This window comes from Azospirillum sp. A23 (assembly GCF_042938965.1).
In the GTDB taxonomy this organism is placed as follows: Bacteria; Pseudomonadota; Alphaproteobacteria; order Azospirillales; family Azospirillaceae; genus Azospirillum; species Azospirillum melinis.
The window spans coordinates 642,787-657,443 of the sequence record NZ_CP170666.1 but is presented as its reverse complement, the minus strand read 5'-3'; the positions used below and the strand labels follow the sequence as shown (position 1 = coordinate 657,443).

The following is a 14,657-nucleotide window of genomic DNA, read 5'->3' as shown; positions in this document are numbered from 1 at the left end:
CCAGGAATGGCCCCGGGAATGGCGACGAATCGTGGCTCCGCCTGCGGACGGTCGGGCAATGGGTGGGGCTGCTAGCCCTGTCCGCGACGGCGACGCTGGGGCTCGATGCGGCCGGGCTGCCGGCGGCCTGGCTGATCGGGCCGATGATCGGCGCCATTGGGCTGGGCGTCGGCGGCGCCACCATCCGCGTTCCGGGCTCGGGCTTCACCATGGCGCAGGCGATCATCGGCTGCCTCGTCGCCCATGCCGTCACCTCGTCGATCCTGCTGTCCATCGCCCAGAACTGGCCGCTGATGCTGGGAACCGTCGGGCTGACGGTGCTGGTCAGTGGCATCGTCGGCTGGCTGTTCGTCCGCTACGGCAGCCTGCCCGGCACCACCGCGGCCTGGGGTGTGTCGCCGGGTGCGGCCTCCGCCATGGTCGCCATGGCCGGCGACTATGGCGCGGACGTCCGGCTGGTCGCAGTGATGCAATATCTGCGCGTCGTGCTGGTGGTGCTCAGCGCCTCGCTGGTGACGCATGCGCTGACCGCCGGTTCGCAGGGTTCCGCCATCCCGGTGGCTCCGGTGGAGGCGCTGGACCTGCGCGGGCTGGCGGCGACGCTGCTGGTCGCCGCGGCGGGCGGCTGGATCGGCCACCGTTTCCGCATTCCCTCCGGTGCTCTTCTGGTGCCGATGGTGCTGGGCGCGCTGGTCCAGACCGGTGCGGGCGTGACCCTGCAACTGCCGCATGCGTTGCTGACCGTCACCTACACCGTCATCGGCTGGAGCATCGGCCTGCGCTTTACCCGCGAGGTGCTGAGCCACGCCCTGCGTGCCGTGCCGCAGATGCTGTTGTCGACCGGGCTGATGATCGCCCTGTGCAGCCTGTCGGCCTGGGTCCTGGTCACTCTGCTCCCGACCGACCCGCTGACCGCCTTCCTCGCCACCAGCCCGGGTGGGCTCGATTCCGTGGTGGTGATCGCGCTGGGTAGCGGGGTGGATTTGCCGCTGGTGCTGGCCCTGCAAACCCTTCGGCTTTTCGTGGTGGTGCTGTCGGGGCCGCCGCTGGCCCGCCTGATCGCACGCTACGCCTGACGGTTGCGCGGCGCCATTGCGCCCCGGCGTCCGGCGGACGTATCCTTGATACCCCCCTTTCATAACCGATCCCGGAGTGCCCCGGCAATGACCGACCGTCCCCACCGTCCCGAAACCATCGCCGCCGGCGCCCTGGGCTTTGAGGATGCGGCCAGCGGCGCGGTCATCCCGCCAATCCACCCGTCCACCACCTATGTCCGGGACCCCGACAACGGCTATGGCCGCGGCCGGGTGTATGCCCGCGCCGACAACCCGACCTTCGATATTCCCTCCAGGACCATCACCGAACTGGAAAAGGGGGTCGACACGCTGCTGTTCGCCTCCGGCATGGCGGCGGCAACCGCGGTGTTCCAGGCACTGGATCCCGGCGACCATGTGCTGGTGCCCGACGTGATGTACTGGGCCTTCCGCAACTGGGTGCATGGTCCCGCGACCCGCTGGGGGCTGAAGGTCGAAGGCGTCGACACCAGCGACACCGATGCGGTGCGCGCCGCACTCCGCCCCGGCCAGACGCGGCTGGTGTGGGTGGAGACCCCGGCCAACCCGCTGTGGACCGTCACCGACATCGCCGCGGTGGCCGAACTGGCGCACGAGGCGGGGGCGTGGCTGGCGGTGGACAGCACGGTCTCCACCCCGGTGCTCACCCGTCCGCTGGAACTGGGCGCCGACATCGTCATGCATTCGGCGACCAAGTATCTCAACGGCCATTCCGACGTCGTCGCCGGCACCCTGACCGCCGCCCGCAAGGACGAATTCTGGGCTCGGATCAAGGCGGTGCAGACCCAGCAGGGCGGCATCCTCGGCAGCTTCGAGGCATGGCTGTTGCAGCGTGGCCTGCGCACCCTGTTCGCCCGCGTCCGCTGGCAGAGCGACGCCGCCATGGCCCTGGCGGAGCGGTTGTCCGCCCATCCGCGGGTGGCCGAGGTGCTCTATCCCGGCCTGCCCGGCTTCCCCGGCCATGGCATCGCATCGCGCCAGATGAGCGGTGGCTATGGCGGCATGCTGTCCGTCCGCGTGAAAGGCGGCACCCAGGCAGCCATCGACACCGCCGCCCGCGTCGAAATCTGGCGCCGCGCCACCTCGCTCGGCGGGGTGGAAAGCCTGATCGAGCATCGCGCCAGCATTGAAGGGCCGAGTTCTCCGGTGCCGGGCGACCTGCTGCGCCTGTCGGTCGGCCTGGAGTCGCCGGACGACCTCTATGAGGATCTGTCGCAGGCGCTTGGACAGGACTGAGGACCGTCCACCTCCCGCCGTCTGCGGGACAGAGCGGCGGGACATATCGACGCGGCACGACGGAGCTTGCGCATTTCCGAGTACCCCCAACGCGGATAGGGCTTGACAGTGAGAATGATTCGCGACGTTATTCGCTGAGAATAAGTCGCACTTGCTGTCATTACCGACCACCGACGTTCGAGGAGACCTCCATGTCGAAGCGCGCTGCCGGCTTCGCCGCCGTAGCCGTCGTTGCCCTGCTGCCGTACGTTGCCCAGGCTGCCGGTCCGGCCTACAAGGACGTGGCGAAGAACTACGCCGACATCGCCCATGCCGCCTATGAGGACGCCACCAACGGCGCCAAGGCGCTGAAGAAGGCGGTGGACGCCCTGGTCGCCAACCCGACCGAGGACAATCTGGCGAAGGCGCGCGACGCCTGGAAGGCCGCCCGCGTTCCGTACATGCAGACGGAAGCCTTCCGCTTCGGCAATCCGATCGTCGACGAATGGGAAGGCAAGGTGAATGCCTGGCCGCTGGACGAGGGCCTGATCGACTATGTCGACGAGGGCTATGCCGGCGGCGAGAGCAACCCCTACGCCAAGGCGAACGTCATCGCCAACCCGAAGATCACGGCCGGCGGCAAGACCATCAACGCCTCCAAGATCACCAAGGACCTGCTGACCGACAAGCTGCATGGCGCCGGCAAGGTCGAGGCGAACGTCGCCACCGGCTACCATGCCATCGAATTCCTGCTGTGGGGCCAGGATCTGCACGGCACCGGCCCGGGGGCGGGTGAGCGCAAGGCCACCGACTACGGCAAGGGCAAGGACTGCACCAACGGCCATTGCGACCGCCGCGTCCAGTATCTGAAGGTCGCCACCCAGATGCTGGTCGACGACCTGTCGGAAATGACCGCCGATTGGGCCGCCAAGGGCAAGGCCCGCGTCTCCATCGCCAAGGCTCCGGAGGGAGAAGGCGTCGGCCGCATGCTGACCGGCCTGGGATCGCTGAGCTATGGCGAACTGGCGGGCGAGCGCATGAAGCTCGGCCTCATGCTGCACGATCCGGAAGAGGAGCATGACTGCTTCTCCGACAACACCCACAACTCGCACTATTACGACGAAGTCGGCATGGTGAATGTCTACAACGGCAGCTACAAGCGCACCGACGGCAAGACCGTTTCGGGTGCCTCGCTGTCGCAGCTGGTCGCCGCCAAGTCCGCCGACGCCGACGCCGCGGTCAAGACCGCCCTGGCCAACACCATGACGGCGATGCAGGCGATCAAGGACACCGCCGACAGTGGCAAGATGGCCTACGACCAGATGATCGCCGCCGACAACGACGAGGGCAACAAGCTGGTGTCCGCCGGCATCGACGGCCTCGTCGCCCAGAAGAAGGCGTTGGAAGGCGCCGTCGCCGCGCTCGGCGTCTCGGTCGAGGTCAAGGGCTCCGACAGCCTCGACGACCCGTCGAAGGTCGGCAAGTAAGCACGCCTGCCCGGCTCCGGTCCCGCGCCCTTCCGCGCAGGACCGTTTCCCCCGAGCTTCCCTTCCGGGCCGACCCGGCGGGGGATGGCGAAGGGACCGGAGCCGGCCTTTTCCTGCCTGAAGTTTTTTGGACCGCAGTCATGCCGCATCGCCCCGCCTCCGCCCTGTCCCGTCGCACCCTCCTGCGCGCCGGGGGTGCCGCCTTCGCGGCGACGGCGCTGGGCGGAACCGGCCTTGCCGCCCCCGATGCCGGTGCGCTGAAAGGCGGTCTCGCCGGCCCGACGCCGGTCACCGCCGCTGGCGATCTGGTCGAGGTGGAACTGGTCGCCAGGCAGCGGATGCTGCGCATCCTGCCGGAACCGGCCGGGCTGTCGCCGCTGATCACCTATGCCGACAGTTTTCCCGGCCCGATCATCCGCATGCGCAAGGGCCAGCGGCTGCGCGCCACTCTGGTGAACGGGCTGGACGAGCACACCTCGATCCACTGGCACGGCATCCGCCTGCCGAACCTGGAAGACGGCGTGCCCTATTTGACCCAGCCGCCGACCAAGCCGGGCGAGCGCCACGTCTATGAATTCACCCCGGCCGATGCCGGGTCCTTCTTCTTCCATCCCCACTGCAACACGGTGGAACTGCTGGGCCGCGGCCTTGCCGGCGTGCTGATCGTCGAGGAGCCGGACGCGCCGAAGGTCGATGCCGACATCGTCTGTTTGCTCAAGGACTGGCAGCTGGACAAGACCGGCACGTTCGGCACCTTCATGACCGACCGCGGCGCCTCGCGCGCCGGCACCTTCGGCAGCGTTTCGACCGTCAATGGCGCCATCGAGCCGGTGATCGAGGTCCCCGCCAACGGCGACATCCGCGCCCGTCTCTACAACATCGACAGCACCCGCGTGGTCGATCTGCGGGTGGAGGGGGCCGAGGCCTGGATCGTCGCCGTCGACGGCAATCCGTTGCCGCCCCGCCCGCTGGACGGCTGGCCGATGGGGCCGGCCATGCGCATCGACGTGCTGTTCCGTGCGCCTTCCAAGGCCGGCCAGACCCTGCGGCTGACCAACGTCTATTCGGCCGAACCCCGGCCGCTCGCCACCTTCCGCGCCGTTGGGCCGAGCCTGCCCAACAAGCGCTTCAAGCCGCGCGCCCTGCCTGCCTCCGCCATTCCGGAGCCGGATTTGAAGGACGCGCCGATCATTCCGATGGCCTTCTCCGCCACCGCGGTGGCACAGAGCTTCGACGCGGCGGCCCTGCCCGGCCTGCCCTATGCCGATGCGCTGTGCCTGTCGGCGAAGACCTTCTGGGCGATCAACCAGCAGAGCTGGCCGGAGGGCGGGCATGAACGCCTGCCGCCGCCGCTGGTCACGCTGGAGAAGGGCCGGAGCTACATCTTCGAGCTGGCCAACCTGACGCCGCACCTGCACCCGATCCACATCCATGGCTACACCTTCAAGGTGCTGTCCTCCGATGCCCGCAAGGTGGTGCCCCACCATGCCGATACGGTGCTGCTGGAGCCGAAGGAGCGGCTGCGCGTCGCCATCAAGGCCGACAATCCCGGCGACTGGATGTTCCACTGCCACATCATCGAACATCAGGACACCGGCATGATGGGATACATCCGCGTTGCGTGACTCACGAATCGTACAGTTGGAATCCCCTCTCCCCCCCGGGGAGAGGGTCAGGGTGAGGGGGCAGCACGGGCGTCAGCCCGTGCCAGGGGATTGCCAAGGGGCAGAATGCCCCTTGGCGGCGCGCGTTCGCGCGCCGGCCCCCTCACCCTCCCCACGCCTGTGGCGCGGGTCCCCTCCCTCTCCCCGGGGGGGAGAGGGCAAGTGGCTGCATGCCACCCTGACCGCCCTGCTCCTTCTCACCGCCCCTGTCACCGCTCACGCTGCCGACAGCCTCGACAACCGCATCGGCGAGGCGCTGTTCCGCCGCATGTGGGTGGCGGCGCCCACCGCGACGCAGGCGGCGGACGGGCTCGGTCCGCTCTACAATGCGCGCTCCTGCGCCACCTGCCATCCGCGTGGTGCCGGCGGCCGGCCGCCCGATCCGGCGGTGAAGGACGACCAGGGCGTCGGCTATGCGATCAAGCTGAACGCCGATCCGGTCTATGGCCGGCAGATCCAGTCGAACGCCATTCCGGGCCAACTGGTCGAAGGCCGCCCCCGCGTCACCTACCGCGAGGAGACGGTCCGCTTCCCCGACGGCGAGACCGTCCGACTGCGCCACCCGACGCCGGTGGTCGAGGATCTCGGCTATGGCCCGCTGGCCGAAGCGACGGTGATGTCCGCCCGCGTGCCGCCGCGCGTCCATGGCATGGGCCTGCTCGACCGCATCCCGGCCGAGGCCATCGAAGCCGAGGCCGCCAGACAGGCCGCCTCCGGCGGTCCGGCCGCCGGGCGGGTGAATTACGTGACGGTGGATGGCAAGCGGCAGGTCGGCCGCTTCGGCTGGAAGGCGATGCACCCCACCCTGGACCATCAGGATGCGGAAGCCTTCAGCCTCGACATCGGCATGTCGACCCCGGCCTTCCCGGAGCCCTGGGGCGATTGCACCCCGGAACAGACCGCCTGCCGCAATGCTCCCCACGGCGATTCCAAGCAGTTCGAGGGGCTCGAGATCCCCAGCACCGTCATCGGCCTGATCGATGGTTACCTGCGCGACCTGCCGCCCGACGGCAGCCTGGAGGCGCCGAAGGACAAGGCCGGCACTGCGCTGTTCGCCGACACCGGCTGCACCGCCTGCCACCGCCCGTCCTGGCGCACGGGGGAGGATGCCGAGCATCCGTCGCTGTCCAACCGCGACATCTTCCCGCACAGCGACATGCTTCTCCACGACCTCGGCCCCGGGCTGGGCGACCGGTTGCCGATGGGCGAGGCGAACGGATCGGACTGGCGCACCACGCCGCTGTGGGGCCTGAACCGGCTGGCAGCCAAGGATGGGCAGCTGTCGCTTCTGCATGACGGCCGCGCCCGCAGCGTGACCGAAGCGATCCTGTGGCATGGCGGCGAGGCGGAAGCGGCGAAGGACCGCTTCAAGTCTCTGCCGGGCGCGGACCGGAAACGTCTGGTGCGCTACGTGCTGGGTTTGTAAAGGAAGGGCGGGGGGTTCGCTCCACGTCAAAGGCAGAAGGGATTGATCGTATGCGACGCCGCATAGTGCTGGGACTGATGTCGGCCGCCGCCGCCGTGGCGGCCCTGCTGCCGCGGACGCCGGCCTTCGCCGCCCGCCAGTCGGACAAGGATGCCGCCTTCCTGGGCGGCATGGTCCGCACCCATGCCCTGCCCCGCTTCGACGCGCTGGTGACGGCGGCCACCGCCTATGCCGATACGCTCGACCGCTTCGCCGCCGGCCCCACCGCCGCCGGGCTTGAGGAGGCGCGCGCCGCCCACTTCAAGGTTACCGACGGTTGGGCCGCCGTGCAGCATCTGCGCCCCGGTCCGCTGACCATGAATCTGCGGGCCGACCGCATGTCGTTCTGGCCGGAACGGCCCGGCGTGGTCCAGCGCCAGATCGGCCAGATCCTGCGCGACCATGACCCCAAGCTGCTGGAGCCCGGCGCGCTGGCCCGCCAGAGTGCGGCCGTCCAGGGGCTGACCGTGCTGGAGCGGCTGCTGTTCGACGAGGGCGTCACCGCCGACGGCTTCACCGGCAGCGATGCCAAGCAGTACCGCGCCAGGCTCGCCGCCGCCGCCGCCCGCAACGTCGCCGCCATCGCCACCGATGCGCGCGACGGGTGGAAGGAGTTGGAGGCGCCGCTCGCCGCCGGGCAGGCGACCGTGCTCGGTCCGACCGCGTCCGAAGCCGTGAACACGCTCTATGCCTCCGCCATCACCGCGATGCAGGTGGTGATCGACCAGAAGTTGATGGCCCCGCTCGGCGCGAGCATCGAGGATGCGAAGCCGACGGTGGTGGAGGCGCTGCGCAGCGGCCGGTCGCTGCGCAATGTCGTGCTGAACCTGGAGGGGCTGCGCGCCCTGCTGATGGGCGAGCATGGCGGTCCGGGCTTCGTTTCGCTGCTGCCCGCCAACGACGACGGCGCCACCGCCAAGCAGGCCATCGATGAGAGTTTCGCCGCCGCGATCAGCGCGGTGGAGGCGGTCCCCGGCCCGCTGAACAAGGCGGTGACCGACCCCGCCACCCGCAAGAAGACCGAGAGCGCGCTGCGGCTGGTCAAGGCGGCGCGGGTGGAGATGCTGGGCACGCTGGCGCCGCTGCTGGACATCACGCTGGGCTTCAACGAACTGGACGGAGACTGACGATGGCGGTCGACCGCAGGAACATCCTGAGCCTGCTGGCCGGGCGCATCTTCGGTGGGCGCGTGTTGTCGGGCGCCGGTCTGTCGGGCGGGCTGCTGGCCGTGCTGACGGGCAAGGCCCATGCGGCCGAAGCCGGCACGCTCTACCTCAACGCCTATGCCACCGCCGGGGCGGAGCCGAGCTTCGGCGTCGCGGCGCTCGACCGGACCGGCAAGGTGCTGTTCACCACCGCCACCCCCGGCCGCGCCCATGGCATCATGCCCCGGCCCGGCATGGCGGAGGCCGCCGTCTTCGCCCGCCGGCCCGGCCGCTGGTTCCAGACCCTGTCGCTGGCCGACGGCACCCCCGGCCCGGTGGTGCGGGCGCCGGACGACCGCCGCTTCACCGGCCATGGCGACTATTCCGCCGACGGACGCACCCTCTTCGTCGCCGAGGACGACGTGCCGCGCGAAGAGGGCGCCATCGGCGTCTATGACGCCACCGACAATTACCGCCGCATCGACGCCATCCCGACCCATGGGCTGGGGCCGCACGAACTGATCCTGATGCGCGACGGCACGACGCTGGCGGTCGCCAACGGCGGCGTCATCACCCACCCCGACACCGGCCGTGCCAAGCTGAATCTCGACAGCATGGACAGCTCGCTGACCTATGTCGAGGCGGCAACCGGCAAGCTGCTCGACAAGGTGCGGCTGCCGGAGGAGCACACGAATCTCGGCATGCGCCACATCGCCCTGCTCGACGATGGCGGGATCGCCTTGGGCGTGCAGGACGAGCGGCCCATCGGCATGCTCCAGCCGCTGACCGGCGCCCACCGTCCCGGCGGCGGCGCGATCCGCCTGTTCGACACGCCGGAGGATGTGCTGTCGCGCATGCAGGGCTATATCGGCAGCGTCGCGTCGGACGGCAGGACGGTGGCGGCCAGTTCACCGATGGGCGGGATCATCGGGCTGTGGGATGCGGCAAGCGGGGCATGGCTGGGCTCCACCGCGCTGGCCGACGGCTGCGGTCTGGCACCGAACGGCGACGGCTATCTGGCGACCAGCGGGCTCGGCGTCATCGAACCGGTCTCGGCAAGCGCCGAAGCGGGACCGGAGCGCAAGGCGCCGGCCTTCCGGTGGGACAACCACCTGACGCGGCGGGTGGCCTGACGGAAGGTACAAAGCAGGGGGGGTGTCTTGCCCCCTGCCCGTTCGGCATCTCACCCCAGCAGCGCCGCCGCATGGTGGCGCAGATGGTCCTCGATGAAGGTGCTGATGAAAAAGTAGCTGTGGTCGTAGCCCGGCTGCATCCGCAGCGTCACCGGATGACCGACCGCCTCCGCCGCGGCGACCAGCGCTTCCGGCTTCAGCTGTGCTTCCAGGAAGCCGTCCCGGTCGCCCTGGTCGATCAGGATCGGCAGCCGTTCGCCGGCGGTCTCGATCAGTGCGCAGGCATCCCACTCCAGCCAGCGGTCGCGGTCGGGCCCCAGATAACGCCCGAAAGCCTTCTCGCCCCAGGGCACCGCCGCCGGGTTGACGATGGGGGCGAAGGCCGACACCGCCTTGTAGAAGCCCGGATGCTTCAGCGCGCAGACCAGCGCGCCATGCCCGCCCATCGAATGGCCGGCGACCGACCGCCTGTCGGTGACCGGGTAATTCGCCTCGATCAGCGCCGGCAATTCCCGCGTCACATAATCGTGCATCCGGTAATGGCGCGCCCACGGTTCCTCGGTCGCATCGACGTAGAATCCGGCACCGAGCCCGAAATCCCAGGAATTGTCGGGGTCGCCGGGCACCCCCTCCCCGCGCGGGCTGGTGTCGGGGGCGACGATGGCGAGGCCAAGCTCCGCCGCGACGCGGAAGGCGCCGGCCTTCTGAATGAAGTTCTCGTCGGTGCAGGTCAGTCCCGACAGCCAGTAGAAGACCGGCACCTTGGCGCCGGACTCCACCTGCGGCGGCAGGAAGATCGCGAAGGTCATCTCGCAATCCACCGCCGCGGACTGGTGCCGCACCCGCTTCAACCGGCCGCCGAAGACACGGGTTTCCGACAGGGTGGTGAGGGGATCGGTCATGGAAACGCCTTTTGAAAAACGATGGCCGGAAGGCTCACTCCCCCGGTCCCGGCAAAAGGAGCGAGGGAAAGAGCCACCGTCAACCTCATTGGTTGTACAGGATGACCGAGCGGATGCTCTTGCCCTCATGCATCAGGTCGAAGGCGTGGTTGATGTCCTCCAGACCCATGGTGTGGGTGATGAAGGTGTCCAGCTCGAACTCGCCGCGCAGGTAACGCTCCACATACTCCGGCAGCTCCGACCGGCCCTTGACGCCGCCGAAGGCGGAGCCGCGCCAGACGCGGCCGGTGACCAGCTGGAACGGACGGGTGGCGATCTCCTCGCCGGCGCCGGCGACGCCGATGATGACCGACTCGCCCCAGCCCTTGTGGCAGCATTCCAGGGCGGCCCGCATCACCTTGACGTTGCCGATACACTCGAAGCTGTAGTCGACGCCGCCGTCGGTCATCTCGACCAGCACCTCCTGGATCGGGCGGTCGAAATCCATCGGGTTGACGACGTCAGTGGCGCCGAGCTGCTTGGCGATCTCGAACTTCGACGGGTTGACGTCGATGCCGATGATGCGGCTGGCCTTCGCCATGGTGGCGCCGATGATGGCCGACAGGCCGATGCCACCCAGGCCGAAGATGGCGACGGTCGAGCCCGGCTCCACCTTCGCGGTGTTCATCACCGCACCCATGCCGGTGGTGACGCCGCAGCCCAGCAGGCAGACCTTCTCGAGCGGCGCCGCCTTGTTGATCTTGGCGAGTGCGATCTCCGGCAGCACCGTGTATTCGGAGAAGGTCGAGGTGCCCATGTAGTGGGCGATCTCCTTGCCCTTCAGCGAGAAACGGCTGGTGCCGTCCGGCATCAGGCCCTTGCCCTGGGTGGCGCGGATCGCCTGGCACAGGTTGGTCTTGCCGGACAGGCAGAATTTGCACTTGCCGCATTCCGGCGTGTAGAGCGGGATGACGTGGTCGCCGACCGCCACCGACGTGACGCCCGGACCGACCTCCACCACCACGCCACCGCCCTCATGGCCGAGGATGCAGGGGAAGACGCCCTCGGAATCCTTGCCGGACAGGGTGTAGGCGTCGGTGTGGCAGACACCGGTGGCGACGATGCGGACCATCACCTCGCCGGCCTTGGGGGCCGCGACCTCGACCTCTTCGATCTCCAGCGGACGGTTGGCTTCCCAGGCGACGGCGGCGCGCGACAGAACCATGTGGGTTTCCTTCCCCAAGTCGGATTGGTCCCGAGAACGGGTTTGCCCCGCAGGCGGGTTTGCCAATGAGGATTGGCATTTGATTTCCGCAGTGTAGACCGCGACCGGTCATTGCCAGAACGGCGATTTCGGGAATAGATTTTTGCCGTATGGGGATAATGGCCGGATGGCCCTGGGAGAATGACCGTGAGCGGCTGGGACGGCATCGACGAATTCGTGGCGGTGGCCGAAACCGGCAGCTTTTCCCGCGCGGCGGAGCAGCTGCGCGTTTCCTCCTCCCACGTCAGCCGCAGCGTGGCGCGGCTGGAGGACCGGCTTCAGGCCCGCCTGTTCTACCGCACCACCCGCAAGGTCAGCCTGACCGAGAGCGGGCGTGCCTTCCTCGCCCGCTGCCGGCGGCTGGCGGAGCAGCGCGACGACGCCTTCCTGGCGGTGGGCGCCTTGCAGGGGGGCAGCGACAGCGATGTGAAGGGCGTACTGCGCATGACCTGCGCCACCGCCTATGGGGAGCAGTTCGTCATGCCGCTGATCAACGACCTGATGGAGCGCCACCCGCAGCTGAGCATCGAGGTGGAACTGACCAACCGGCAGCTCGATCTAGTGCAGGAAGGGTACGATCTGGCGATCCGGCTCGGCCGCCTCAGCGAATCGAGTCTGGTGGCGACGCGCATCGCCCCCCGCGTGATGCATCTGTGCGCCGCCCCGTCCTATCTGGAACGCCACGGCAGTCCGGACAGCCTGACCAGCCTCGGCTCCCACCAGTGCCTGACCGGCACCTCCGACCACTGGCTGTTCGACGACAATGGTCAGGACTGGCTGTTCCGGCCGCGGGGCCGCTGGCGCTGCAACAGCGGCTTCTCGGTGCTGGACGCGGCACTGCGTGGATTCGGGCTGTGCCAATTGCCGGATTATTATGTGCGCGATCCGGTGGCGGAGGGACGGCTGGTTTCCCTGCTGGACCGCCACCGGCCGCCCAACACGGCGGTGTGGGCGGTCTATCCGCAGAAGTGGCACGTGCCGGCGAAGGTGCACGCGGCGATCCGGCACCTGAAGGACGGTCTGGCGCGGCGGCAGGAATACCGGTGACTGCTCTCAGCCGTGATGGCGCAGATAGGCGCGCGGGTCGCAGTCCTCTCCAAGCGCCATGGCGCGGGCGCGGTGGATATGCTGCATCAGAACGTCGCGGAACTCCTGCGCCGTCAGGTCGCTCCATTCCGGCGTCTCGTTGGCGAAGGTCATCTGCGCGGCGGTCGCCTCGAACAGGCGCAGCCACTCATCCGCCTTGCCGGCCGGATCCTCGTCCTTGCGGAACATCTCCGCCATCATCTTGGTCATCAGTGTGCCAAGGGCCAGCAGGTTCACATGCAGCAGCATGTTGCCCAGCATCACATCGGGCTTTTCGTCGAGCATGGATCGGTCACTCCGGGCGATGTCTTGACCGATCCCACGGGCGGCGCCGCGAAAGCTGGCGCGGATTCTTCGGATAGGGAGAAAAAGAAAAGCCCCTCCCCGCGGATGCGGAGAGGGGCCAGTTTCGGGAGGACGCCCGAGAGGAAAGGGACAAGGGTCAGGCGTGCGCACCGGCCTGCCGGACCGCCGGCTTCGGCGCTGCCGCGGCGACGGCGACCGGCTTCTTCAGGATGCGCAGGGCGACGGCGGTCACCACCGTGCCGACCACCAGGGCCACCACATAGCCGAGCAGATGCGTCACCGCGTTGGGGATCGGCAGGACGAAGACGCCGCCATGGGGAACCTTCAGCTCCGCACCCACGGCCATCGACATCGCACCGGTCAGCGCACCGCCGAGCATCAGCGCCGGGATGACGCGCAGCGGATCGCGGGCGGCGAAGGGAATGGCGCCCTCGGTGATGAAGGCGATGCCGAGGACCGCGGCGGCATTGCCGGCCTCGCGCTCCTCCGCGGTGAAGCGGTCGGCGAACAGTTTGGTGGCGAGCGCCAGACCCAGCGGCGGCACCATGCCGGCAGCCATGGCGGCGGCCATCGGCGTGTAGACCTGGGAGGCGATCAGGCCGGTGGAGAAGGCGTAGGCCGCCTTGTTGACCGGACCGCCCATGTCGAAGGCCATCATCGCCCCGATCAGCAGGCCGAGCAGGATGGCGCTGCTGCCCTGCATGCCCTTCAGCCAGGCGCTCATCCAGGCCAGCGCCTCGGCGACCGGGGTGCCGACGACATAGATCATCAGCAGGCCGGTCAGCAGCGAGCCCAGCAGCGGCAGGATCAGGACCGGCTTCAGCCCCTCCAGGTTGCGGTGCAGCTTGATGTGCCGGTTGAGGAAGGCGGTGCCGTATCCGGCGATGAAGCCGGCAACGATGCCACCCAGGAAGCCGGCACCGATGCTGCCGGCCAGCATGCCGCCGACCATGCCGGGAGCGATGCCGGGACGGTCGGCGATGGAATAGGCGATGTAGCCGGCCAGCGCCGGCACCATCAGGGCGAAGGCGCCCTTGGCGCCGATCTGGAACAGGGCATAGCCCAGCGTGCCGGCGTTGGATTCCTCATAGACGTAGATGCCGCCCAGCGCGAAGGCCAGAGCGATCAGCAGGCCGCCCGTCACGACGAAGGGCAGCATGAAGGACACGCCGGTCATCAGGTGCTTGTAGGGGCCGGTGCGCTGGGCCGAGCGCTCGGCCTTGCCGGCGGCGACGGCGTCGGCCAGCGGAACCGCACCGCCGGCGGCGCCATGGGTCTTCGCCTCGGCCAGGGCACGGTTGACCAGGGCCTTGCCGTCATTGATGGCGGGCTTGGTGCCGCTGAGGAACACACGCTTGCCGGCGAAGCGGGACAGGTCGATCTGGGTGTCGGCGGCGATCAGCACGACATCCGCCTCGCGGATCTCCTCGTCGGTCAGGGTGTCGCGCGCACCGACGGAGCCCTGGGTCTCCACTCGGACCTTGTGGCCGAGCGCGGTCGCCGCCTGCTGGATGCCTTCCGCCGCCATGAAGGTGTGGGCGATGCCCGTCGGGCAGGAGGTGATGGCGACGATCCGGCGCGGACCGGCCGCCGCGGAAGCGGCAGACGCGGAGGACAACGCCTTTTCCAGCACGGCGGCGGGATTGCCCAGCACCTCGTCGAGCGAGGCGGTGCTGCGCTTGAGCGCGGCGAAGCGCCCGTCGTCAAAGTCACCGCTGCCGATCAGGATCAACCCATCGGCCGTGGACAAAGCTGCGGCGTCGAGCGGGGACTGGATACCGAGGCTGGTGCGGATCTCCACCTGGATGCGGTGGCCGGCCTTCGCCGCCGCCTTGCGCAGGGCCTCGGCCGCCAGAACGGCCTGGGTGGTAAGATCGCCCGCCGCGATCACGGCCAACAGGGTCGCCATTGTTTCCTCCTGGCGGGTTCGAGCCCGCG

12 protein-coding genes are annotated in these 14,657 nt (G+C 69.0%); 8 read left to right on the top strand and 4 right to left on the bottom strand.

Going from position 1 to position 14,657, the window contains the following annotated elements; all coding sequences use genetic code 11:
- The first annotated feature begins 62 nt into the window (after nucleotides 1-62).
- The 7 genes from ABNQ40_RS11930 to ABNQ40_RS11900 all read left to right on the top strand — a co-directional run bounded on the left by ABNQ40_RS11930 (nucleotide 63) and on the right by ABNQ40_RS11900 (nucleotide 9,182).
- Nucleotides 63-1,076, top strand: coding sequence for an AbrB family transcriptional regulator (locus tag ABNQ40_RS11930; RefSeq protein ID WP_247879698.1), 1,014 nt, complete (start codon nucleotides 63-65; stop codon nucleotides 1,074-1,076).
- An 87-nt stretch (nucleotides 1,077-1,163) separates the two neighbouring features.
- Nucleotides 1,164-2,309, top strand: coding sequence for a PLP-dependent aspartate aminotransferase family protein (locus ABNQ40_RS11925; protein ID WP_109049070.1), 1,146 nt, complete (start codon nucleotides 1,164-1,166; stop codon nucleotides 2,307-2,309).
- A 191-nt stretch (nucleotides 2,310-2,500) separates the two neighbouring features.
- Nucleotides 2,501-3,775 carry an imelysin family protein gene (locus ABNQ40_RS11920; protein ID WP_109049071.1) on the top strand — a complete coding sequence of 425 codons (1,275 nt, stop codon included), beginning with the start codon at nucleotides 2,501-2,503 and terminating at the stop codon, nucleotides 3,773-3,775.
- A 140-nt stretch (nucleotides 3,776-3,915) separates the two neighbouring features.
- Entirely contained in the window at nucleotides 3,916-5,400 is a 1,485-nt protein-coding gene (locus tag ABNQ40_RS11915; RefSeq protein WP_109049072.1) for a multicopper oxidase family protein, read from the top strand.
- 112 nt (nucleotides 5,401-5,512) lie between these two features.
- Nucleotides 5,513-6,865 (top strand): di-heme oxidoredictase family protein, encoded by a 1,353-nt coding sequence (locus ABNQ40_RS11910; RefSeq protein ID WP_247879699.1) that lies wholly within the window; start codon nucleotides 5,513-5,515, stop codon nucleotides 6,863-6,865.
- Between the two features lie 50 nt (nucleotides 6,866-6,915).
- Nucleotides 6,916-8,031 (top strand): imelysin family protein, encoded by a 1,116-nt coding sequence (locus tag ABNQ40_RS11905; RefSeq protein ID WP_109049073.1) that lies wholly within the window; start codon nucleotides 6,916-6,918, stop codon nucleotides 8,029-8,031.
- A gap of 2 nt (nucleotides 8,032-8,033) precedes the next feature.
- A complete protein-coding gene (locus ABNQ40_RS11900) occupies nucleotides 8,034-9,182 on the top strand; it encodes a DUF1513 domain-containing protein (protein ID WP_109049074.1) in 1,149 nt (382 codons plus the stop codon).
- Between the two features lie 50 nt (nucleotides 9,183-9,232).
- On the opposite strand, the gene fghA is transcribed toward ABNQ40_RS11900, so the two are convergent.
- Both fghA and ABNQ40_RS11890 read right to left on the bottom strand, forming a co-directional pair.
- Nucleotides 9,233-10,084 carry an S-formylglutathione hydrolase gene (gene fghA / locus ABNQ40_RS11895; RefSeq protein ID WP_109049075.1) on the bottom strand — a complete coding sequence of 284 codons (852 nt, stop codon included), beginning with the start codon at nucleotides 10,082-10,084 and terminating at the stop codon, nucleotides 9,233-9,235.
- 85 nt (nucleotides 10,085-10,169) lie between these two features.
- A complete protein-coding gene (locus tag ABNQ40_RS11890; RefSeq protein WP_098738560.1) occupies nucleotides 10,170-11,288 on the bottom strand; it encodes an S-(hydroxymethyl)glutathione dehydrogenase/class III alcohol dehydrogenase in 1,119 nt (372 codons plus the stop codon).
- A 186-nt stretch (nucleotides 11,289-11,474) separates the two neighbouring features.
- Between ABNQ40_RS11890 and ABNQ40_RS11885 the strand changes: the two genes are divergently transcribed.
- Complete coding sequence (locus ABNQ40_RS11885) at nucleotides 11,475-12,374, top strand: LysR substrate-binding domain-containing protein (RefSeq protein ID WP_391346635.1); 900 nt, start codon at nucleotides 11,475-11,477, stop codon at nucleotides 12,372-12,374.
- 6 nt (nucleotides 12,375-12,380) lie between these two features.
- Here ABNQ40_RS11885 and ABNQ40_RS11880 read toward each other — a convergent pair whose 3' ends face one another.
- Together ABNQ40_RS11880 and ABNQ40_RS11875 are read right to left on the bottom strand one after the other, a co-directional pair.
- Complete coding sequence (locus ABNQ40_RS11880; protein WP_109049076.1) at nucleotides 12,381-12,698, bottom strand: hypothetical protein; 318 nt, start codon at nucleotides 12,696-12,698, stop codon at nucleotides 12,381-12,383.
- A 157-nt stretch (nucleotides 12,699-12,855) separates the two neighbouring features.
- Entirely contained in the window at nucleotides 12,856-14,628 is a 1,773-nt protein-coding gene (locus tag ABNQ40_RS11875; protein WP_109049077.1) for a fructose-specific PTS transporter subunit EIIC, read from the bottom strand.
- Nucleotides 14,629-14,657 lie beyond the last annotated feature (29 nt).